At 45.4% G+C, this 24755-nt stretch carries 16 protein-coding genes; all 16 read left to right on the top strand.

The annotated features are described in order from the left end of the window. Positions 1-49 precede the first annotated feature (49 nt). The 16 genes from DWX57_RS06460 to DWX57_RS06385 all read left to right on the top strand — a co-directional run bounded on the left by DWX57_RS06460 (position 50) and on the right by DWX57_RS06385 (position 24754). Complete coding sequence (locus tag DWX57_RS06460; protein WP_055146022.1) at positions 50-1105, top strand: iron-containing alcohol dehydrogenase family protein; 1056 nt, start codon at positions 50-52, stop codon at positions 1103-1105. Positions 1106-1215: 110 nt separating this feature from the next. Further along, positions 1216-2355 (top strand): rhomboid family intramembrane serine protease, encoded by a 1140-nt coding sequence (locus DWX57_RS06455; RefSeq protein ID WP_120123269.1) that lies wholly within the window; start codon positions 1216-1218, stop codon positions 2353-2355. A 156-nt stretch (positions 2356-2511) separates the two neighbouring features. Next, the gene (locus DWX57_RS06450) at positions 2512-4140 is read left to right on the top strand and encodes a hypothetical protein (protein ID WP_118017054.1); all 1629 of its coding nucleotides are present in this window, start codon (positions 2512-2514) and stop codon (positions 4138-4140) included. A gap of 30 nt (positions 4141-4170) precedes the next feature. Then, complete coding sequence (locus DWX57_RS06445; protein WP_004852816.1) at positions 4171-4890, top strand: DUF6063 family protein; 720 nt, start codon at positions 4171-4173, stop codon at positions 4888-4890. Next, on the top strand, positions 4832-9358 hold the full coding sequence (locus DWX57_RS06440) for a hypothetical protein (RefSeq protein ID WP_243106181.1): 4527 nt from the start codon (positions 4832-4834) through the stop codon (positions 9356-9358). The genes DWX57_RS06445 and DWX57_RS06440 overlap by 59 nt, the downstream gene beginning before the upstream one ends. 136 nt (positions 9359-9494) lie before the next feature. Next, positions 9495-11048 (top strand): DUF975 family protein, encoded by a 1554-nt coding sequence (locus tag DWX57_RS06435; RefSeq protein WP_120123267.1) that lies wholly within the window; start codon positions 9495-9497, stop codon positions 11046-11048. 47 nt (positions 11049-11095) lie between these two features. Then, positions 11096-11887: a TraX family protein gene (locus DWX57_RS06430; protein WP_119999412.1), complete on the top strand. Its 792-nt coding sequence runs from the start codon at positions 11096-11098 to the stop codon at positions 11885-11887. A 59-nt stretch (positions 11888-11946) separates the two neighbouring features. After that, positions 11947-12558, top strand: a complete 612-nt coding sequence (locus DWX57_RS06425; RefSeq protein WP_015534396.1) for a zinc-ribbon domain-containing protein — start codon at positions 11947-11949, stop codon at positions 12556-12558. Between the two features lie 618 nt (positions 12559-13176). Then, on the top strand, positions 13177-14448 hold the full coding sequence (locus tag DWX57_RS06420) for a substrate-binding domain-containing protein (RefSeq protein ID WP_117549883.1): 1272 nt from the start codon (positions 13177-13179) through the stop codon (positions 14446-14448). A gap of 187 nt (positions 14449-14635) precedes the next feature. Next, positions 14636-16144, top strand: coding sequence for a sugar ABC transporter ATP-binding protein (locus DWX57_RS06415; RefSeq protein WP_015534393.1), 1509 nt, complete (start codon positions 14636-14638; stop codon positions 16142-16144). 17 nt (positions 16145-16161) lie between these two features. Next, complete coding sequence (locus DWX57_RS06410) at positions 16162-17814, top strand: ABC transporter permease subunit (RefSeq protein WP_117549881.1); 1653 nt, start codon at positions 16162-16164, stop codon at positions 17812-17814. Between the two features lie 772 nt (positions 17815-18586). Then, positions 18587-20194, top strand: coding sequence for a response regulator (locus DWX57_RS06405; protein WP_118017061.1), 1608 nt, complete (start codon positions 18587-18589; stop codon positions 20192-20194). A 32-nt stretch (positions 20195-20226) separates the two neighbouring features. Then, entirely contained in the window at positions 20227-22131 is a 1905-nt protein-coding gene (locus tag DWX57_RS06400) for a cache domain-containing sensor histidine kinase (RefSeq protein WP_118757922.1), read from the top strand. After that, positions 22118-23080 (top strand): substrate-binding domain-containing protein, encoded by a 963-nt coding sequence (locus DWX57_RS06395; protein ID WP_120123266.1) that lies wholly within the window; start codon positions 22118-22120, stop codon positions 23078-23080. The genes DWX57_RS06400 and DWX57_RS06395 overlap by 14 nt, the downstream gene beginning before the upstream one ends. Continuing rightward, positions 23073-24113 (top strand): galactose ABC transporter substrate-binding protein, encoded by a 1041-nt coding sequence (locus DWX57_RS06390; RefSeq protein ID WP_120123265.1) that lies wholly within the window; start codon positions 23073-23075, stop codon positions 24111-24113. The genes DWX57_RS06395 and DWX57_RS06390 overlap by 8 nt, the downstream gene beginning before the upstream one ends. A 59-nt stretch (positions 24114-24172) precedes the next feature. Beyond that, positions 24173-24754, top strand: a complete 582-nt coding sequence (locus tag DWX57_RS06385; protein ID WP_118757924.1) for a DUF6553 family protein — start codon at positions 24173-24175, stop codon at positions 24752-24754. Position 24755 lies beyond the last annotated feature (1 nt).

Below are 24755 nucleotides of genomic sequence, written 5' to 3'. Positions count from 1 at the left end.
CTGATCATATAATGTATAATGGTAGAAATGTATTTAGGAGGATAAACAGATGGCAGGAAGTCATATAGCAATACCAACCATTCTTAAGATCGGAAAGGGAACCCTGAATGATCTGGGCAAATATATAAGTGCTTCCGGGATGAAGAATGCTGTTATTTATTTTGGAAATGGACTCATAGACATGTTTGGACAGCAGGTCATGGATTCTCTGAAGAAAGAAAATGTGACAGTTGTGGAGTACAGAGAGCTGGATTCCACCAATATAGAGGATATAATCAAGCTGGCATTTGATATAGATGCGAAGGCCCAGGTGATCGTGGGTATCGGCGGAGGAAAGGTTATTGATGTGGCAAAGTATGCGGCATATCTCAGAAAGCTTCCTTTTATAAGTATTCCGACATCGGCGTCATCGGACGGATTCTCAAGTGCCAGCGCATCACTTATGGTAAATGGACGCCGTACCTCGGTGCCTGCAAGGATGGCATACGGAATCATAGCGGATACGGAGATCATTAAGTCTGCACCGGAGAGATTCCTTTACTCGGGAATCGGAGATATGGTATCCAAGATCACATCCCTCTATGACTGGCTCTTCGAGTCTGAACTGGGATACTCTGAGATGAACGATTTTGCAGTTATGATAGCGAAGAAGGCAGTGAACAGTTTCGTCAGAACACCATTTGAGACGATCAAGGATGACCTCTTCCTGAAGGAGCTTCTCGATTCCCTTGCCATGAGCGGTGTTGCTAATGAGATTGCAGGCGGAAGCACACCGACATCCGGAAGTGAACACCTGATCTCACATGCACTTGACAAGATGCTTGAACAGCCACAGCTCCATGGAATCCAGGTGGGAATTGCCACATATATCATGGCTGTTGTCCAGGATCACAGATATGTCAGGGTAAATGCAATATTTGAAAAGACTGGTTTCTGGGATTATGTAGCCACACTTGACCTCAAGAGAGAGGATTTTGCAAAGGCGATAGACATGGCTCCTCAGATCAAGCCTCACAGACACACATACCTTCACGAGGAGAACTACAGAGAACTTGCCAAGAAGGTTCTGTATGAGGACGAGGTACTTAAGAGAGTATTCGACTAAGAAAAAAGGTGTGAAGAATGGTACTGCAAGGTGGAAAAACAGTGTATCGTGTAAAACAATGAACAGTATGTGGATGCCAGCCGTGGGGGGCATTGTCAGGAGAGTATTATATGGAAGAAAACAATTTCGGCTATGGCTTTGAACATGATGACTATGGGAGATTTGAGCAGGATATTGACCAGGACACAGCATATGTGATCAGATCTGAGCAGATGGGCGGTGGAGCTTCCCCGCAGCCACAGATAAAGAGGACGATCCCTATAGTTACGATTGCATTGATAGTGGCAAATGTCATAGCTGGCATCATGTGCATCGGTGTGGACAATTACTCCAGAACCGGTGGACTCAACTATCAGTACGTGAAGCTGAATGGCGAGTATGGACGACTTATATCGGCGATGTTCCTGCATTCTGGCTTTGATCATCTCTTTGGCAATATGTTTGCACTATATATGTTTGGCTCCACGGTGGAGAGAAAACTTGGCTCCCTGAGGACGACTATCATATACTTTGTATCAGGAATTGTTGCCGGGATCATATCCATGAATGTGTATCATATGACTGATCCTGACAGAATGCATTTCTCTATAGGAGCATCAGGGGCGGTGTTCGGAATCATATGTGCTGCTGTGTTCCTGACATTCATGGGCAACAGGAAAGCAAGCAGAAAAGATATGATGATATCCATAGTTGTTGTGGTCATATATGCTCTGTATACAAATGAGAAGAATATAGATATCTATGCGCATGTGGGTGGTGCGATCGTGGGAGGAATCCTTGCATTTGCACTGAATATCAAGCGGTGGGAGAAGTTTAGGGAGAACAAATTCTGCAAGCTTTTGGCAGTCATACTCACATTGTCCATGTGCGTGACAGGTATCGGTGAGGCGGGGATCGGCAAAGATGCAGCCGATCTTCCGGATAAGAGGATAGATTATATAAAGGAACAGAAGATATTCCCGGATGGAGACACAACCTATGGGGATGGTCTGGATGCCTATTGCAGCGATGAACACTGGCAGGCATTTGTCGCGACGGACGGAAGTCAGATAGTGCAGTTTGAAGGGAATGCCACATATAAGGGGCAGCAGGTGACGGTCACAGTCCAGTTTCAGATAGAGGGTGACTGCGAGGGCTATCAGCCGGGATATGTCGGGCTGAATGATGTGGGACAGAACAGTGAGAGTGCCACGGAATTCATGTTGACAGTGTGTGGAAGATCGATAAATGAGCTGAAGTACGGAAGATAAATATCGTTGTGTGAACAAAAGTGTCATGGTATACTAAATCTGTGTGTCCATATGCGGATAGAGAAGATATGTGTCTCAGAATATGGGCAGATATATCAGGAAAAGTATATGGTATAAGATCTATTATAATCAGGAAAGTACAGAGATAGAGAAAACATGGCACTCAAATACGTGATGATAAATGACATAATTGAAGAACATAATGCAAGAATGCAGAATCTGAGGAAATATTACCCGTTTTTTGTTCTGGCTGAGACCACATTTGCGCAGTATAAGGAAGGTCGTTATGCACAGCTGGACATGGGTTATATAACCATGGCGATTCTGCGTTTTTTTATTCAGGAGAACAGCTTCAATGAGCGTGAAGTGTCATACGATGAATATGAGGAATTCATGGGGCAGCTCCTTGACCGTGATTTCGATGTGGAGATCGCGGGAGATGACAGGGCTGACCTGATAATGTATATATTTGACAAGATCAAGAACGACGGAAGAGCATTTGAATTCACGTTCTATGATCCGGGAAAGAAGCAGCGCAAGACGGGACGAGTGAAGCTGATAGACAGCCATATAGTGGATGGCAAGGTCCTGTATTTCATCACTGCGGATGGAATCGAATTCTATCTGGACACCAAGGAGATCAAGGACGAGAGCAAGATCAACGTGCAGCAGCTTCTTCTGGAAAAGATGATCGTTGGAGAGAACTTCCGTGGCGGTATCGAGGTCGTGCGCAGGATCAATAGCGAGGTGAACAGGCTGATCCGCGAGAAGGATGAGATAGTAAATCTTCTGTCCATCGACGTGTTCAAGGGCGCGGAGGAGTACGAGAATTATATGAAGACCGTCGGCAAATGGTTCGCTGACGAGCAGAAGCTCTTTGCCAAGAACAAAGCTCTGGTGGACAAAGCGATCACTAAGGCGAGCTATGATAATATGGGCAAGGGCAACCTGAAAGCTATGGAGGAGATAAGCCAGCTTGAGCTTGAACTCAAGAGGACCATCATCAAGCACGGAAGTCTGATAAGCAGCACAATGGAGCTGCAGAACATATCGGACAATATTATACACAAGGCGAAGCTTCAGAAGCTTAGACCTGCATTTGACTTTGCAGGACAGCTTCAGAGTATCATAAAAGAGGACAGACCGGATAAGATACTCACCATACTTGCGCCTCTCTTCGCTCCGAGGATCGTGAAAACGTTCAGCATGACATCCATAGATCACATGCTCACGCTGAAGTCCGAGGACAATGCGAAGACCACAAAGGTGAAGAAGGAACAGCTAGATCCGAACTTCCGTTACGAAGATGAACTGCTCGATGAGCAGATAAGTGCCAACTTCACAAAACTGTTCCACGAACTCCTTGACCAGTTGAGCAAATGGGGACACCTGAGTCTCAAGGAATTTAATGGAATCCTGGAGGTGAAGTTTGGCAAGGAGATATATGACAACAAGGATTACTATTCCTTCCTCACACACCTGGCACAGAAGGACAGGTACAGTGTGGATGAGATACTGGCAAAGCCGGACACTATGCTGGAGGGAATGCTGGTAGATCACATAGAGAGAATAAAAACTGGCAAAGGTATTGCTATTTTGCAGAATCAGACCGATGGTGATATGGGGCATGGCGGTTCTGGTCTCTCCCGTGAGATGTATGCACCGGAACTCACACTGGATGCGTTCAGAGGCATGACATTTACACTGGAATTCCATCCAGACGAAGAGATACAGATTGGCGAGGACATGTACGTTACGGGAATTCAGTTTAACAAAACCAGCTGAGAGTGATTGTACGGAGAATAGGAGAAAAAGATGGAAAGTAAGAATCTGGACAAGGCGATAGAGATATATTCCAAGTTAATATCAGGTGAGGAGATCTGCAAGAAGCATCCCGACAACGGCCCGCTGTACGATGAATTCTACGGCAATGCCGAGGTGTACGACATCGTCATGAATATGATGAAGAAGATGAACCTGTCACTGTACGAGTACAATGACAGCTTGTATATAACAGCCGGAGAGGGCAACAGGGTATTTGGCTATACGAATGACGACATGAAGAAGCTTCTGGGACTTCGTCTGAACAAGGAGCTCTATCTGTGTTACTTCATTATGTATATGACACTTCTCTATTTTTACAAGGATTCCTCCAGCTATCAGTTCAGGGAGTATGTGAAGTCAGAGAACATTATAGATGAGACAAGCAAATATCTTGCGGACATAACGAAGAAGCTTGATGTTCTGTCAACTGATGAGGTGGAGCAGGACAGCTTCAAGGCGATAGCGCTCCTGTGGGATGAGCTCCCGGCGGTGACGGGCAATCAGGAGGGCGACAGCGCCAGGGCGTCCAAGGCATCCCGGGCGGGTTATGTGAAGCTGGTGTTCAACTTCATGTCGGCCCAGCGGTTATTTGTGGAGAATGCGGACAGGTACTATCCGACAGACAGGATGAAAGCTTTGTCGGAGAACTATTTTGAGGAATACAGAGGACGGTTGTATCAGCTGCTTGGAGGTGAAGAAGAGGATGCCTAGTATCAACAGGATAAGGGTCAACAATGTAAAATATAACTTTGGTACACAGCAGTACGATGACTTCACCATGAGAATGTATGGCAAGAACACGCTGTATGATCTGGCAAATGGAGGAGGAAAGAGTATTCTCATGCTTCTGCTCCTTCAGAACCTGATACCGAACTGTACTCTGGATGAGAAGCAGCCTGTGGAGAAGCTTTTCCGTGCGGGCGGCGGCAACACAGTCATCCATTCGCTGATCGAGTGGAAGCTTGACGAGGCGGATATAAAGGATGGCTACAGATACATGACCACCGGATTCTGTGCCAGAAAGGCGAAGGATGCTGCGGATGCCGGGGAGGTACAGAAGGACACTGCATCCATAGAGTATTTTAATTACTGCATTTTCTACAGGGAATATAACAAGAATGACATAGTGAACCTTCCTTTGTCGGAGGGTAATGAGAGGATCACATTCAACGGTTTAAAGACATATCTCAAGGATCTCGGACACAGGGATATGAGTCTGGAGGTCAGGGTATTTGACAAGAAGGGCGAGTACCAGAGATTTATAAGCGGCTATGGTCTCCACGAGAGCCACTGGGAAATCATACGTGGAATCAACAAGACAGAGGGGCACGTAAGAACGTATTTTGAAACAAATTACAGGACCACAAGGAAGGTCGTGGAGGATCTGCTTATAGAGGAGATCATAGAGAAGGCATTTGCCACAAAGACAGGACGAAACGGTGAGGAAGACACCATGGCAGAGACTCTTCTCGACATCAAGGACAAGCTGAACGTTCTGGCACAGAGAAAGCGTGACATAGCCAACTATGACCACCAGATAGAATTGATAAATGTGCTCGAGGGCAAGGTGAACTCATGCATAGGTCTCTACGAGGACAACGACAGGATATGTAAGGGCCTGGCCGATGTGTATGCCACAGGAAGGGCGTGTACACAGGAGGGCGACACCCATATGGAGGAGCTGGCGAAGGCAAAGGCTGACGCGGGGGAGCAGATGGAACAGCAGAACAAGCGTCTGGCAAATCTCAGGGTCACCAGGGATTATCTGCGCCTTGAGGACATGAACCGCAAGATGGATGACACTGTCACGCAGATAGAGGACAATGAGAAGAAGCTTGCGGAGCTGAAAAACCAGATCGGCTACAAGGAGAGTGTAAATGACTACCTTGTATACAGGGAGAACAAGCGACAGTACGAAGAGAGCAGACTGATAGTCGACAATATAAGAAACAACATCGGATCATCCAGTGAGAAGATGGCGGTGTATGCGTACAACAGACGCATCCGTGATGAGAAGAAGCTTGCAGAGCTCATGGCGGCAAGGGAAGAGGCCCAGACCAGCTATGATCACGCACTTGAGGAGGCGGAGTACTGCAGAAAGGTCATGAGGGAGGGCGAGATCGCCCAGGCGGTGGCGGAGAATAATATCGCTGATGCCACAGCCAAGATTGATGAGATAAGTGCCCGAATAAGTGAGCTGGCTGCATCAGTCAACCTGCTCGTAGTGGGTGATGTGAAGGATATGATGAACAAGGCTCAGGAGGAGTCTGACAGGATACTTGCTGAGATGACAGAGTTGGAGATAGCCATAGCAGATGGCAGGACAAAGCTGTACGATGACAGATACAGACTGACGACTGTGCAGGCTGAGTATGATGCGCTGGAGAGAAGCTGCGAGGATGCAAGGCTTGACGCCGAGGCGTACAGGCAGTCGGGAAGTCAGCTCGACAGCATCATGGCAGTATACTCTGTGGAGAATCCACAGGATATAACAGGTTTTATAAATGACAGGATTAGGGGCACCATAACAGAGACGATCAAGCGCCAGCAGGAGATCGACAGACTGACAAAGCTTGCGAAATGCTATGAGGATGGCAGACCATTTCCGCCGTCGGAGGGTGCTGAGACTGTGATAAACTACATCTCCACCAGACATGGGCTCATGGCCATGCATGGTGCGGATTATCTGTCGGCACTCCCGGGTGATACAAAGGAGGAGCTGCTTCAGGCAAATCCATACCTGCCGTACAGTGTTGTGACAAAGGGATTTGATAGTCTGGAGGACGATATAAATCTCGGTTCGATAGACACCGGCAGTGAATGTGTAATGGTGTACGATATGGATAAGCTTTCAGACTCAGCGATAGTTCCCGCCGAGAACATGCTTATCATAGGAAGAGACAGGAAATATTTCATGTCTAAGGACTCCATAGAGGACGCCAGAAAGGCAAATGCTGATAAGATAGCAGGTCTCACGGAGGAGATCAGTCTGATAAATGAGAAGCTTGCGACTTATCAGGAGGATCTTGCATTTGTCACAAGGCTTGTGGATGCGAGATATACAGGTGCCGAGGACAGGGAGAGAGAGCTGAACCAGGCACTGCTCGATAAGAAGGATGAGCTTGAGGAGCTTAAGACATCGATCAAGGTTACAGAGACGGAGCTTAAGAATAACACCGAGAGATATGGAGACCTGCAGCAGAGTCAGCAGAAGGAATCTGACAGAAGACAGACATTTGTCATGATAGAGCAGCTGTCGGATCTTGCAAGACCGGAGGAGCAGAGACTTGCCGAGTATAAGCAGAGGAAGTCTGACCTTGTGGCAAAGCTGTCAGGACTTCAGAGCGATGTGCTGAAGTGGTCGACGACGGTTGGAGAGACTGAGTCAAAGCTTGCGGGGCTTACAAGGAATATAGAGGATATCCAGTACAAGTGGACGGAGTATTTCGAACCGTATCTGCCGAAGTCTGAGAATGCGGGAGTTGCTGAAAATACAGATGGTGCAGGCGTGGCTGCTGCGGCATGGCTGGACGGAATACCGGAGGAATACAAGGAGACTTTGGACATTTCAGATGAACGGCTTGAACAGGAATTTATGGCTATGCTGGCGGTTTCAAAGGAGCATGCGCCGGATCTTGAGGACAAGAGGAAACTCATGGATGCGCTGAAGAAGTCAATGGACAGAATACAGAAGACCATAGAGAAGAGAGGCTTTGACATGGCGGTATTTGCCGGGGCAGGAGAGCTCTATCCGACGTCAGAGGACCATCTCAGGGAGATGGACGATGAGCTGGCAAGGCTCACACTGATAGAGGCGTCGCTGATGCAGCAGCAGAAGGCTGACCAGAAGGCGTATAGCAAGCTTGAGGGAAGCATAGAGTATGCGATAGAGAACATCAATAGAACATACGGTGATGGCAGCTATGTGCGTGAGGAGATATCTGCAGCCGATGCAGATACAGCCATAGCCAATGGAGATGCGGTGCTTGCGGATATGAACCGCATATTCAAAGAAGCTGAGAAGGCGTACAGCGATTACTATAAGCAGTATGGTTTCATGGTGGATCTGTATAAGGACGTAAAGAGGATCATCGATACCAACGATATAGATGTCTCAGGTGGAAATGTGCTTGATGAGGACATGGATACCCTCAGACAGTTATTTGAGACAAGCCTCATGAAGTACGACAGGAGCATGAAAGCCCTTGACCGCGCAAAGAATGAGATCATGAGATTCAAGGGACAGACGGCGGATACACTAGTGGAGATGGGAGTATTCGAGATGGCCAATACGATCAGGCAGGATGTGCAGGTTCCGGATACCTACAGTCAGGCAAAGGAGCTTCTGGCAAATCTTCTTCAGATCATTGAGTTCATCAAGCTGGAGAAGGAGCGTGTTGAGAAGGGCATCGAGGATATGGTTGCCATTAAGGAGAACTTCGAGAACCAGTGTGTACAGAGATGTATGGATGTGAAGACTGAGCTTGAGAAGCTTCCAAAGCTGTCACGTATCACGGTGGGCGATGATGTGATCAAGATGGTCGATCTAACTATACCTTATGTGAAGGATGAATTTGTGAAGCAAAGGATGTCTGACTATATAGATGACATAGTGAAGGGTGCGGATGCCTACGAGGATGAACGAAAGAGGATCAAGTACATCCGTGACTGTCTGGGACTCAAGAAGCTGTTCGGTGTCATGGTCACAGATATGAATGCGATCAGACTTAACCTCTACAAGAGAGAGAGGATAAAGGAACAGAGCCGTTACCTCAGATATGAGGAGGCTGTTGGAAGTACAGGACAGTCGCAGGGTATCTACATCCAGTTCCTGGTTGCTGTCATCAACTACATTGCCGGAATGTACAGCCTGGCACCGGAGGAGTCGGTACAGTCTAAAACAATATTTATTGACAACCCGTTTGGTGCGGCGAAGGATATATACATATGGGAGCCTATATTTGCCATGCTGGCAGCTAATCATGTGCAGCTCATCGTACCTGCCCGTGGCGCGACACCGGCCATCACCGGACGCTTTGACGTGAACTATATCCTGGGACAGCAGATGGTGGGCGGAAAGCAGCAAACGGTAGTGGTGGACTACACCAGCAAGACGGATCAGGAGGAGCTGGAATATCAGGAACTTTCCTATGAACAGGCGACCTTCGACTTCATCTAGGGGGGCGCTGCGAAACCATCAAGTTATAATTCAGGTTATGAGTTTCGCAGTTTGCCTGTGTGATGTGACATTAAAAATGTGTGATATAGACGTAAGATGATAACATTTAAAATTCTATAAGGGAGAATGTATTATAATGACTTGGAACAGGAAACAGCTTAGAAAGGGAGCGTGGAACACGGTATTTAAACGTGGACTTATGGCTTGGATGGCTATGGTCGCTGTGTGTTTTGTATTCTCTTATCTTGGGGTAGATGATTCTTCACAGACAAAGTTCGTGAAGGGTATAGATCAGGTGCTCGGGCAGGAGACAGAGCATGAGGCGGACAATGTGACCATACTCAAGGAATATGTGAAGAATATGCCGATGGTTGAGCATATGTCGGAGAAAAAAGCAGAGACAGTTGCCCGGATGATAGATTCGGTGACGGTGAAACAGACTTGGATCATCAAGCTTTTAGGTGCCAATACGGCATACGTGAAGAGAAATCCCGGTGAGGTCATAGTGATGCTTCTCATATCCGCACTTATCATGGCGGTACTGCATTTCTTCATACAGAGTGCGGCAATAGTCGGCAAATGCCGTTATGCCATGGAGTGCAGATACAGTGACAAGGTGTCCATCAACCGAATGTTTGCACCTTTCCACAGACATTATTTACTCAGACTTATGTGGGTCATGTTCTGTTACAATGTTGTTATGACACTCTGGTGGCTCACGATAATCGGTGGTGTGTACAAGTATTATCAGTATAGGATGGTTCCATATCTCCTGGCGGAGAATCCAAGACTCAAGTGGAGAGATGCGAAGAACATGTCAAGGGAGATGACGAGAGGCTATAAGTGGAAAATGTTCCTGACGGATCTGTCATGCATCCACGTGTGGATGATCAAGGCTATACCGGTTGCAGGACTTCTGGTAGCATTACCGTTCCAGATGGAGCTTGATGTGGAGATGTACTTCTGGTTCAGACAGAATATAGGTGTGGAAAATTTTGTCGAGGAAGCATTCAATGCTGCACCATATAACAAAAAGGTTATCGAGGCTGCTTATAAGTCGGCAGGAGACGCGGGAGTTGCTGAGGTATGGACCAAGCCGGTCTATATTCTCCAGGATGTCGCGGTTGAGGTTCCTGAGGGAATGAAGGTGAAGAGTGAATACAGTCTTAGGGATTTCATTTTCTTCTTCTTTGTGTTCTGTTTTATAGGATGGCTGTGGGAGGTCTTGCTCTATATAGTTATGGATCATGTTCTTGTAAACCGCGGAACCATGTATGGACCATGGCTGCCCGTGTACGGAGTCGGCGGCGTTGCTATTATATTCCTGCTTGACCGCTTCAAGGCAGATAAAGCAAAGCTGTTTGCTATGGCGATGGTGGTATGTGGAATCATAGAATTTATAGCGAGCTGGGCACTGGATTTCTTCTTTAACTCACAGTATTGGGACTACAAGAACGAGTTCCTTAATGTAAATGGAAGAATATGTCTGGTGGGACTCCTTGCGTTTGGCATGGGAAGTCTGTTTGGAGTGTATATAGCGGCACCGAAGCTCAGTGAATTTCTGAATTCCAAGAGCAAAAAAGTTCAGAATATTATATGTATCACATTGTCGGCGTTGTTCATCATAGACCTGATATGCTGTGCCATCTTCGGATTCAACAAGGGCGCAGGAGTTGGCGGCACATTATAAAGAGAAGGAACCAATATGACGAAGTCATATAAAAAGGAGGAACCAATATGACGGATATACAGAATGGTAAAATGATTGATCCGGGGAAACAGTCCTGGAATATAAAGGCAGGAGTATTCAGCTCCTGTATGCTGCATATCATTGCGATGACATGCATGTTGAGTGATCACATGTGGGCAACGTTGTTTCCGTATGTGGATATACTTACGTGCATAGGAAGAATAGCATTTCCGATATTTGCGTTCATGATAGTTGAGGGATTTTACCATACCAGTAATTTCCGCAGATATCTGTGCAGAATGCTGATATTTGCGGTGATATCTGAAGTTCCATTTGATCTTGTGTCCGGAGACAGTGTCCTGTATCTGTTTCATCAGAATGTACTTTGGACATTTCTCATAGGATTACTGCTGATAGCATTGATAGACAAGGTAAGGAAAACGGGCAAGGTATGGCTGTGGATCCCGGTTGCGGTTGTTGTGACACTTGTGGGATATGTGATAGGAACGATCACCATGGTTGATTTCTATGGAGCGGGAGTTGTCATGGTTATAATGTTCTATCTGTTCCGGGGCAAGGAACCATGGAAATTGATAGCACAGCTCGTGTGTATGTATTATATCAATGCACAGCTGCTTAGTGGATATTGTTATACGTTTAGTATAGCGGGACATAGCTTTGAATTCCCGCAGCAGGCGTTTGCGCTAATCGCATTGCCGGTGATATGGCTATACAATGGAAAATTGGGATACCATAAGAAGTGGTTTAAATACTTCTGTTATGCATTTTATCCGGGACACTTGCTTGTATTGTACATAATCTGGCAGATGGTGATGTAGACATTGTATGAGCAGAGAATCGGTGGTTTTTGCAGATATTGGGGAAAAGGAGAAATAAGATGAATGCAGCTCATAAGATAGTGGTTTTGGTTGGCAGTATATTCCTTGCTGTCGGTGTTTTCGTGGGAATTATATTTGCAATTGTGGCGGAGCCTGGCAAATTCCCCCTGGCTATGCTGAGCCTTCCGGGAAGTTTCTTACTGATCGGTGGGGGAATGGACATAGTGGTGGCGATATTGGTTCACAACAAGAAGATGATAGTGAAAAAGGGCGTGAGGTATCCTGCAAAGATATATGGATACACGGAGAATACTTCTGTCAGGGTGAACAATACATATATGATGGACACAATCGTGCATTATTTTGACAGCTACCATGTTGAGCGGGAGGCTATAATACCAACGGGATTCACAAGGGGTGCCGGCATGTACCCGATAGGTCTGACGATAGATATATTTGAGTACAACGGCAAATACGGCTATGATCCGGATTCAGTAAGGGATGAGAGGCTTCCTGGTGAGGAAGAGCTCATGGACGACAAGCCGGTGGCACCGGATAAGCTGAGACTTGTGGCGGTCAGATGCCCGAATTGTGGTTCGAGTTTCCGTGCAGCGACTGGATATTCCAGCAAATGTCCTTATTGTGGAAATTACTTGAATGTGAATATGTAGGCCTGAAAAAGAGCGTGGGTGAGTCGAACCCACGCTCTTTTTTGTTTGCGTGGATTACTGTACATGACCATGTTTTAGCATGAATTGCTCATCGCCATAAATGTGCAGTGATGCGAGAGGCATGTGCTATGTGAGGAAGGCAGCTTGCTTTTATGACTATGCGCAAAACAGATGGAAAACAACCAAAAGATAAAAACAAGCTGTTATAGGAAGTGCCACTAAAACGCCGCTAAGCCACCGTATAGAATATGTCATCACAGACCATCCCGCCCTCCAAACTTGCCGGTGACAGGTGAAAATTGCCCAGTAAAGCAAGCTAAACCATCACTATTAAGTCAAAAATATCCTAATATATAACTATTAAACAACCGCTATTGTTAAAAATATCTATAAAAATCTCAATAAATCGCAAAATTTTGCTAATTAATCCAAAAATATTCTATTCTTTCAAAACCCCTGTCAAATTATAATGAATACAGTCAATGAGGCAAGACGAAAAAATAAAACACACAAAGCCAAAGGATGTGTTAAGTTTCAGAAAACTTAACATGCAGCATCAGCCCTTGCCGAAGGCAATTACAAATGGGCTGATGTTCAAAGAACAGGAGGGAACGTAATATGAGAAAAAGAAGAATTTTAGCTGTAGCAGCAGCTGCAACACTTGCATTATCAATGGTAGGATGTGGATCAGGCGGAAGCTCAAGTGGCGGAAGTTCAAGCAGCGGAGTAGCAAACAAGGACAAGCCACTTTGCTGGTTCAACCGTCAGCCATCCAACAGCTCAACAGGAGAGCTTGACAAGGATGCCCTTAGCTACAACAAGGACACATATTATGTAGGATTTGATGCTAATCAGGGTGCTGAGCTTCAGGGACAGATGGTTCTTGATTACATCAAGGCAAACGCAGCAACGATCGATCGTAACGGTGATGGAGTCATCGGATATGTACTTGCAATCGGTGATATCGGACACAATGATTCAATCGCGCGTACAAGAGGTGTTCGTTCAGCACTTGGCACAGGAGTTGATGCAAGCGGAGCAGTTGATTCAACACCAGCCGGAACAAACGTAGATGGTAAGGCAACAGTAGTACAGGATGCTAAGCTTGATGTAGATGGCAAGACATATACGATCAGAGAGCTTGCATCACAGGAGATGAAGAACTCAGCAGGAGCTACATGGGATGCAGCTACAGCTGGTAATGCAATAGGAACATGGACAGCATCATTTGGTGATCAGATTGATGTAGTTGTTTCAAATAACGATGGTATGGGAATGTCAATGTTCAATGCCTGGGCAAAGGACGCAAAGGTTCCTACATTTGGATACGATGCTAACAGCGATGCAGTTGCAGCAATTGCAGAGGGCTACGGCGGAACAATTTCACAGCATGCAGATGTTCAGGCTTACCTGACACTGAGAGTTCTCCGTAACGCACTTGATGGTGTAGATGTTGATACTGGTATCGGTACAGCAGACGAGGCTGGAAACCAGCTTGAGGAAGGTGTTGACTACAGATACAGCGCAGACGAGAGATCATACTACGCACTGAATGTGGCAGTAACAGCAGACAACTATCAGGATTTCACAGATTCAACAAAGGTTTATGACAAGGTTTCAAAGCAGCTTGACTCAAGCAAGAGCCCAAGCAAGAAGGTATGGCTTGATATCTACAACGCTTCAGATAACTTCCTGAGCTCAACATACCAGCCACTTCTTCAGAACTACGATGACCTTCTTAACCTGAATGTAGATTACATCGGTGGTGATGGACAGACAGAGTCTAACATCACAAACCGTCTTGGTAACCCAGGCGAGTATGATGCATTTGCAATCAACATGGTTAAGACAGACAATGCAGCATCATACACATCAATTCTCTCTAAGTAATATAAGTTACCTGGATGATTGATCAATAGGAAATGATTTAACTCAGAGGGGTGTCAGACTAAACATTTGATACCCTTCTTTTACTAAGAGCATGTATCAAGTTTTCTATGAAAACTTGATATGTAGCATCAGTCCTCGCCGAAGGCGGCTATTAATAGGCTGATGTTCAATGAAAGGAAGTAGAGATATGGCAGAAGATAAGAATAAATACATCTTATCGATTCAAGGCATGAGCAAATCATTCGGCAGAAACAAGGTCCTTAACCATATTAATTTGAATGTTAAACCTGGTTCGATCATGGGACTTATGGGTGAGAATGGTGCCGGTAAATCGACAATGATGAAGTGTCTCTTCGGAACCTATCAGAAGGACGAAGGCACAATAATATTAGATGGAAAAGAAGTAAATTTTTCTGGCCCTAAGGATGCACTCGAGAATGGAGTTGCGATGGTTCATCAGGAATTAAATCAGTGTCTTGAGAGAAGCGTTGTTGACAACCTGTTCCTTGGACGTTATCCAAAGAACTCTCTTGGAGTCATCGATGAGGGCCGTATGAAGAAGGAAGCTTCAGACTTGTTCAGAAAGCTGGGTATAACGGTCAATCTTACACAGCCGATGAAGAGAATGTCAGTTTCCCAGAGACAGATGTGTGAGATCGCAAAGGCTATCTCGTACAATTCCAAGGTAATCGTACTTGATGAGCCTACATCATCGCTGACAGCACCTGAGGTTGCAAAGCTTTTCAAGATGATGAGACAGCTCAAGGAGCAGGGAATTTCCCTGATCTACATCTCACATAAGATGGATGAGATATTCGAGATCTGTGATCAGATATCAGTTCTCCGAGACGGTAGTCTGGTCATGACAAAGGACAGCAAGGACACCAACATGAACGAGCTTATATCAGCCATGGTTGGTCGTTCACTTGATAACAGATTCCCACCGGTCGACAATACGCCGGGTGAGACGATCCTCTCAGTACAGGGACTTTCCACAAAGTATGCACCGAAGCTCCAGAACATCACATTTGATGTGAAGAAGGGTGAGATATTCGGTCTATATGGTCTGGTTGGTGCAGGCCGTACAGAGCTTCTGGAAACTATATTTGGTATTCGTACAAGAGCAGCAGGAAATGTAATGTATGGTGGCAAGATCATGAACTTCACTGGTCCAAAGGATGCTATGGATCACGGATTTGCCCTTATCACTGAGGAGAGAAAGGCAAATGGTCTCTTCCTCAAGGCAGATATCACCTTCAATACCACCATTGCAAATATGAACCACTACAAGAGCGGCGTGGCACTGTCACATGACAGCATGGTTCGTGCCACCGCTGAGGAGATCAAGGTCATGCACACCAAGTGTATGGGACCTGACGATATGATCGCCAACCTGTCCGGTGGTAATCAGCAGAAGGTTATCTTCGGAAAATGGCTTGAGCGTTCACCAAATGTATTCATGATGGATGATCCTACAAGAGGTATTGACGTAGGAGCCAAGTATGAAATATATGAACTTATAATCAACATGGCAAAGCAGGGCAAGACTATCATAGTTGTCTCCTCTGAGATGCCGGAGATCCTGGGTATCACAAACCGTATAGGTGTTATGTCAAATGGACACCTTGCCGGAATTGTAAATACCAAGGAGACTAATCAGGAAGAATTGTTAAGACTTAGTGCTAAATATTTGTAATAGAGAGGAGCATGGATATGGCAGATAAAAATATGATCCTTTCGGCTGATGCAGAGGAAAAACTCCTTAAGCCGATTGATGAATATGTTGGAAAGATACAGGCTCAGATCGATGAACTTCGAGTTGATGGATCTGACAAGGTTCGTAGTTTGAAGAACCATATAGCTATCGCAAAGGAAGATAAGAATTTATCAAAGGATGAAAAGGATAGCATAATCGCAAAGGATAAGGCAGCCCTGGAGAAGGCAAAGGCAGTTGAGGCAGCCAACAAAGATAAGGTTGCAAAGCTCATCGCCGATGCAGAGGGATACCTTAAGGAGCACTATGACAGCGAGTACTACAGCAAGGTAGTGGCAAGCTGCGAGGCTGAGAAGGCAGCAGAAAATGAGTCCTATGAGAGAGTAAAGGCAACACTCAAGACAGAGCATGAGCAGACACTTGCAAAGCTCTCTGATTCGGAAGAGATCAAGGACGAGAAATATGTATACAAGAACAAGCTCTTTGATGCACAGATGACACATGAGTCAAGACTTCAGGAGATCAAGGACAGAAAGCATGATGCATTTTCACACAAGTATCATCTGATAGATCTTCTTAGAATGTCCAAGTACACATTCATGCAGAGCAGAGCACAGAAATTTGAGAATTACAAGTACACATTCAATACAACACAGTTCCTTTACAAGAATGGTCTGTATATAGTAATCGTGTTGATATTCATTGCACTTTGTATCATCACTCCGATTGTGAAGAACACACAGCTCCTCACAGTTACCAATATACTGAATATACTTCAGCAGGCATCACCTAGAATGTTCCTGGCACTCGGTGTTGCGGGACTTATCCTCCTGACTGGTACCGATCTTTCGATTGGACGTATGGTTGGTATGGGTATGGTTACAGCTACCATTATCATGCACAACGGTGCAAATACAGGTGGTGTGTTCGGACACATATTTGATTTCTCAAGTATGCCAGTTGTAGGAAAAGCATTATTTGCACTTGTTGCATGTATTATCCTCACAACAGTATTCTCAAGTATTGCAGGTTTCTTCATGGCGAAGTACAAGATGCATCCGTTCATCTCAACAATGGCGAACATGCTGATAATCTTCGGACTTGTAACATATGCGACAAAGGGTGTTTCATTTGGTGCTATTGATTCAGCAATACCAAATATGTTCATCCCAACAATAGGAAACTTCCCAACTATTATCATTTGGGCAATAGTTGCTGTAGTTGTAGTATGGTTCATCTGGAACAAGACTACATTTGGTAAGAATCTGTACGCTGTAGGTGGAAACCCAGAGGCAGCAGCAGTTTCAGGTATATCAGTTTTCAAGGTAACACTTGGCGCATTCATCCTTGCCGGTATCCTTTACGGATTCGGATCATGGCTTGAGTGTAACAGAATGGTTGGTTCAGGTAGTGCAGCTTATGGACAGGGCTGGGATATGGACGCCATAGCAGCCTGCGTTGTTGGTGGTGTTTCATTCACAGGTGGTATCGGTAAGATCTCCGGTGTTGTAACTGGTGTTCTTATCTTCACATCACTTACCTACTCACTTACTATTCTTGGTATTGATACAAACCTTCAGTTCATATTCGAAGGTATCATCATCCTTGCCGCTGTAACTCTTGACTGTCTCAAGTATGTACAGAAGAAGTAAGGAACAACAAATTTAACTCTCACAAAACCTTTATATAAAAAGCCGCTCGGATCGTCTACAGGATGGATTGAGCGGCTTTTTTCATAAGGAGGGGCCCGCATAAGCGGGAGGATTCCTTGTGAAGTGCACGAAGTGCACGCATGACGCAAGGCATGTGGATTAGCGGACGCCTTCTGTGCATCTATGCCACTTTTTTATGCATGCCACCTAATCACGCAGCCGCTTCCTTCGCTCCAATGATTTTATCTGCATGCGGCGCCGCGCGCGATAAGGGCGTTTGCGCGCTCTGCCTTAGCAAAAATCATTGAAGCTCAGTCGCGTCTAGCTATCGATTAGGTGGTATGCATAAAAGTGGCAGGCGCATGCAAGGAAGGCTGGCCTGTGGAGATATTTATATATTGTGAATTTCTGGACGAGTGTTCCCCTTCCCTCACTTCAGCTTGCTTTTATCTGCACACTGCTTTGACCGCGATAAGGGCAATGCGGTCTCCGCAGTGGCAAAGAGCGCTGAAGCTCAGTCGTGTTCACTATCGATGTCGCAGTATATAAATGCAGCCATGCATGCAGCCGGAAACAAGCTGGATCCTCAGCTGGAAACAGGCAAGGTTTCGAGTCACGGACAGGTGAGGAAAATTCCTTGACGATATAGATGAAGAAATAATGAAATAATAATAAAAGTACAGATATTCTCTGCGGTATTTGATATAATTACATTGCTGGAAAAGACCGGTGAACCGGGTGGCATTTGATATATAGAAAGGATTTCTGTTAGATGGATAAATACAAGGTTATCCTTGTCGATGACGAGGAAGAGGTTATAGATGTTATAGAGAGAAAGATCCACTGGGATATGCTTGGGTTTGATGTTGTGGGAAGTGCCAACAATGGTGTGAAGGCTCTTGAATTAGTGGAGAAGCTACAGCCGGATGTGGTCATAACGGACATTAAGATGCCGTATATGGACGGTCTTGAGCTGTCCAGACGACTCAACAATGATTATCAGAATATACACATCATCATATTCACAGGGTTTGATGAGTTTGAGTATGCCAAGGAGGCGGTGCACCTTGAGATAGAGGAGTACATGCTCAAGCCTATAAATGCCTTAGAACTCTCGGATTGTCTGAAGAGGGTCAAGAACTCTCTGGACAAGGAGAGGGAGGAAAAGCTGAATGTAGAGAAGCTTGCAAATTATTTCAATGCATCTCTGCCTGTTCTTCAGACAAATCTGTTTGTATCACTGATAGAGGGCAGAGTGAGCGAGTCGGATTATGAGAAATTCCTTGCAGCATACCAGATCGATATGAAGGGACCGCTTTATTGCTGCGCGGTTTTTCATACATCGGAGCATCACGTTCCAGATGGAATGAACCCGCTTCTGTTGTCAATGTCAGTGGAACAGCAGATCAAGGACAGAATTGCTGATACATGGAAATGCAAGGTATTTACATATCTGGGCAACACGGTGCTCATCATCGAGATAGTCTCAGAGGATGCCATGGCAGAGCTGACGGATGCCTGCGACAGATTCTGCAGATGGGCTTACCGAGTCATGGGTGCCGTGGTGACTGCCGGTATTGGCAGAGTGTGCGACAGTCTTCTGAATATCAACAATTCATATGAGGGTGCCAGGGAAGCTGTATCATATAGGGTTTTATACGGAACCCAGAGGGCTATAAACATTGCTGAGATCGCACCGAAGGAGCAGAAGGCAGCAGTACAGTATGAAGATGCAAATATGCATGAGCTTATCAAGTCAATATATCTTGGCAAAAGAGATGCCATTGAGGGCGCAGTACATGATGAGATAGAGAAGCTGCACAGATCTGCACAGACCATGAACAGGTATAAGCTGACGCTCATGGAGATGGTAGGAACATTCTACAGATTCTGTGCAAATAATTTTATAGATTTTGATAATTTTTCAGGCGGGATCAGCAACCCATACGAGAAGGTTCCTGAGATGGATGAAGTTACCCTCACAGCATGGCTCATAGACACATCGATGGCGATCGGCGAGGAATTGAAAAATGCCAGAAATAACACGTCCAGAAGAATGGTAACGGATGCCCAGAATATGGTAGTTGACAGGTATATGGAGCCCGATCTGTCGTTGGATACGGTGTGCTCAGAGCTTGGTGTGTCCAATTCGTATTTTTCATCGGTGTTCAAGAAGGAGACAGGCAAGGCATTTATCTCGTATCTGACGGATTACAGGATGGATCACGCAGCCAATCTCATACTTGAGACAAATGAGAAGAGCTATAAGATAGCAGAGCAGGTGGGATATCAGGATGCAAATTATTTCAGCTATGTGTTCAAGAAGAGATTTGGAATGTCGCCATCAAAGTACAGAACTGAACATGCGGGGAATAAGTAGAGCAGAGAAAGTATAAGGGGAGTAGAATTGTTTTGAAGATTAGAGAGAAAAAGGATGCTCAGGGCAAAAAGCAGAAAAATAAATATTCTCTGCGCGCGAGGCTGCGAGGCTGGTTTCATCATGGCAGATTTATAGGATTTGACATACAGTCAATAATCATGGCGGTGCTCACAGGACTGACGATAACCACAACTGTGGTTATGGGGTTTCTTATTTACAATAGATTCAAGCTTGCGATAAAGCAGACTGCAGTGTCAAATGCAGAAAGCATGATAGAGAGTACTGTGGATAAAGTGGATACAGACCTGGCAGGCATCAGACAGATATCTAATGGAGTGAATTATAATATCATCCAGGAATATGACATCTCCAGTCAGGAGTTCAGCAGACAGTTCAGTCTTTTATATGAGGTGAATGCTGACAAAGTGCAGAGTATGGCGTTGTACGACAATTCCGGGAAGCTTGTTGCTGCGGAGCCGGTTGCAGTGCAGAAGGATAAGGTTAATGTGGAGGAACAGGAATGGTACAAGAATGCATCTGAAGATATAGAGAATATGCACTTCTCTACACCTCATATACAAGATCTGTTTCAAGATGGCGCCAACAGGTATTATTGGGTCATATCCCTCAGCCGTTCTGTTGATATCAATGATGGAGATAAGCCGGTAAACGGCGTGCTTCTGATAGATATGAAGTATTCCGTGATCGAGGAGGCTCTTTCAAGGATCAATGATTCTTCAAGTGAGACTTATTATTATCTGTGCAATCGTGACGGAGATATCATATACCATCCGCGAAGAGCAGAGATAGACAGAGGCTTTTTCACAGAGGAAAGTACAGAGGCAGCGGTATATGACGACGGTACATATGAGATCAAGATGACGGGTGGCACAGAAAATGTTGTTGTCAGCAGCATAGCCTACACTGGATGGAAGATCATAGGAGTTGTCCCGGAAAGTGTTCAGACTGCCAGTATCAATCAGTACAGATATTACATCATAACTACGGTTGTGATATTGCTTATGATGCTCTTGTGGGTGAACAGGATCATAACAAAGAAAATCTCAAAGCCTATACTTAAGCTGAATGAATCAGTAAAGTCATATGAGACAGGTGGAACCACGGATATATATATTGGAGGATCTTCCGAGATAAGACATCTGGGATATTCGGTCAAGAAATCCTATGAGCAGATAGAGATTCTGATGCAGGAGATAATCAGACAGCAGAATGAGCGGAGAAAGAGTGAGATGGATGCGCTCCAGAGTCAGATCAATCCGCATTTCCTGTATAATACACTGGAGTCCATAACATGGATGGTGGAGGCGAACAGAAATACAGATGCAGTATTTATGATATCTGAGCTTGCAAAGCTGCTGAGGATAAGTCTGTCAAAGGGCAGAACTGTCATAAGGATAGCGGACGAGATCCAGCACAGCACGAGTTACATGAACATACAGAAGGTAAGATATAAAGAAAGATTTGCTACAGAATTTATCATAGACGAAGAGATAAATGACTATTGTACAGTTAAACTTATCGTGCAGCCAATCCTGGAAAATGCAATATACTACGGTGTGGGCAACATGGATGAGGACGATGGTGGCAAGATAACTGTCCGTGGCGAGAAGAAGGGCGATGACATCTACATTTCAGTTGAGGATAATGGCATGGGTATGTCGGAGGATGTTGCCCGGAACATCCTTGTGGACAACAATAAGGTGCCAAAGCATGGCTCCGGAGTGGGTGTTATCAATGTTCACTCCAGGATAAAGCTGATGTTTGGCAGCGAATATGGATTAAAGGTGTACAGTGAGCCGGACGAGGGAACAAAGGTTGTCATTCACATTCCAGCCATTCCTTACACGGAGGAGAACAGAGAGAGACTTGAGAGGCAGGATTTTGGAAGGGGGATGGTGACAGATGAAGAAGAGTAAGATAACCTTTTTGATCGCGGAGCTGTTTCTGGTGGTTATAGCCGGATTCTTTATACATCAGATATTCCGGGAAAATATACCTCAGAAAAGAGTAGCGGTCATACTTTCAAATTCCGGTGATAAGAGGTGGGATGGACTTATAAATGGACTTAAACAATCAGCAAATGTCAATGATATCCATCTTATCATATGCAACACTGATGATATCGAGTCAGCCCAGGATGAGAAGGAGCTCATAGATGAACAGCTTGAAAATGATGTAGATGCATTCATAATTTGTCCGGCACCGGGCGAGGATACATCGGATATGCTGAGGCAGCTTGGCGATGTACCATTTGTACTTATAACCCAGGATGCATACAGTGAAGATGGCGCCTCGGGATTTGTCACGATAAAACCTGATAACTACAAGATAGGATATACCCTTGGAGAACAGATCAGGGCAAATGATGCGGACGGACTCCGTGGCAAAAGCATAGGCATTATAACCGGATATTCCCAGACAGAGGGAAGTGTGAGCGGAAAAGCAGGACTTATGGATGCGGTAGAAGGAACCGGATGCGAGGTGAGCTGGGTGTACAGCCGATGTGGCAATCAGAACATATGTGACATTGTGGATATTCTGGGAAAGGTGGACTACATGGTTGTGATGGACACATATGCGATCGATGAGATAGGAGAGAATGCGGATAACGGTATGTACAATGGCGCCCAGATATATGGAATGGGGACCAGCGTAAAATCTGTGGCGCTGCTTGATGCGGGCAAGATAAAGTGCCTTGTTATTCCGGATGGATACGGTGTTGGCTATGCCAGTGTGACAGAGGTAGTAAAGGGTCTGAACAGCAGGTTGTATACGATGAAGAGTCGGGAGGAGGGCATAAAGATAATATACAGTGACGATTTGTTCTCCGATGATGTAGAGAGGTTTTTATATTCATATGAGTAAACAGAAACGAAGAAAAATATATGTGCTTTTGCTGGCAGCTGCGATGATAGTCTCGCTTATGGGCTGCGGCAGCAGCAATAAAAAATCAAACAAAACCATGAGAGTCGGGGTGGTCACTTATACAGCAGATGATCCATTCATAAATGCCATGATTGAAAAGGTGAAATCTCAGCTTAAGACTATGGAGACCACAAACATGAATGTGATAGTATCGGTGAGAAGTGGTGATAATGATCAGCGTGAGCAGGATGAGATAGTTGATGAGATGATAGATGCAGGCTGCGATGTGCTGTGTGTAAATCTTGTAGACAGAACCGCACCGGCAAATATTATCAAGTCAGCAAGGCAGAGTGATATACCAGTGATCTTTTTCAACAGAGAGCCGGTGCGTGATGACCTGATGCAGTGGGAAAAGCTCTACTATGTTGGCTGTGACGCAAAAGAATCCGGTGATATGCAGGGTGAGATTGCGGCAAATTATATAAAGAAGCACAGCGAAGTGGATCGCAACGGTGATGGTAAGATACAGTATGTTCTTCTGGAGGGGGAGGCCGGACATCAGGATGCCATAAGCAGAACCGACTGTTCGGTGAAGACCATCATGGATAAGGGAGTGGATCTTGAGAAGCTCAGTTATCAGTTTGCAGACTGGAACAGAGGTCAGGCGGAGAACAGAATGACTCAGCTTATAAGTCAGTATGGCAGTCAGATAGAGCTTGTCATATCCAACAATGATGAGATGGCACTGGGCGCAGTTGAGGCGTACGATAACTCAAGTATAAGCCGGGACAAATGGCCTGTGATCTTTGGAATAGACGGACTTGATGATGCTCTCCAGGCGATAAAGCAGGGAAACATGCAGGGAACAGTTTATAATGACAAGGAGGCCCAGGCGGGAGAGATAGCGCGGTTGGCAGTTGATCTCTTCAAGGGAAACAGCCTTGATGGTCATAATCTTGACGAGGGCAAATATTACGTGTCGCCTTACTGGAAGGTCGATGTTGACAGCGTGGATGATTTCCTGCACAGATAAAGGTAACCGACTGATACGTGAATAAAAAATTGTGAATTAAATATTCGGGAAGGATGCATATGGAAAATAGCTGGATAGAAGAATTTTACAAAGAGACGGATGCAGATAAGAGACTTGAACTGCTGGAAAATAACAGCACGGATATGGACGGTGACAGCGCCGGTTCGTCTACTGCCTTCCGTCAGAGATTGTGGACAGCGAGATATGGCAAGAGAAAGCCGAAGAATGATGCATTTGTGGGCTGCCTTATGGAGCTCAAATACATATCGGAGGGCGGTTCTGTTGACATCGGAGGTCAGAAAAAGAAACAGGCTGTGGAGATCATAAGCAAGCTCTGCCTGTTCGACGCAGACAGGAGAAGTGCCGAGGAACAGGAGATACTGCTTTATGAGCTCAAGAATGCGTTTCTCAAGTTCATCGAGGTGAGCAGAGGCGGCAGAGGTTTCACATCCATAGCATTTGGCATGGGGCAGCTCTCGGATGAGGGGGTGGCGAAGAAGATCGCAGATCAGATAAGCTCCATCGCATTTGACGCACCGCATATGCTGCACATGGACAAGGAATTTGCCATACTTCAGAGTGCCGCACTGGCGGCGTTCAGGCAGGAGTATCCTAACAGGGAGCATTTCTTAAGAAAATGAT

It is taken from the genome of Coprococcus sp. AF19-8AC (assembly GCF_003603115.1).
GTDB lineage: Bacteria > Bacillota > Clostridia > Lachnospirales > Lachnospiraceae > Coprococcus > Coprococcus aceti.
The sequence above is the reverse complement of the archived record's forward strand: the minus strand, read 5'-3'. Positions and strand labels throughout refer to the sequence as shown.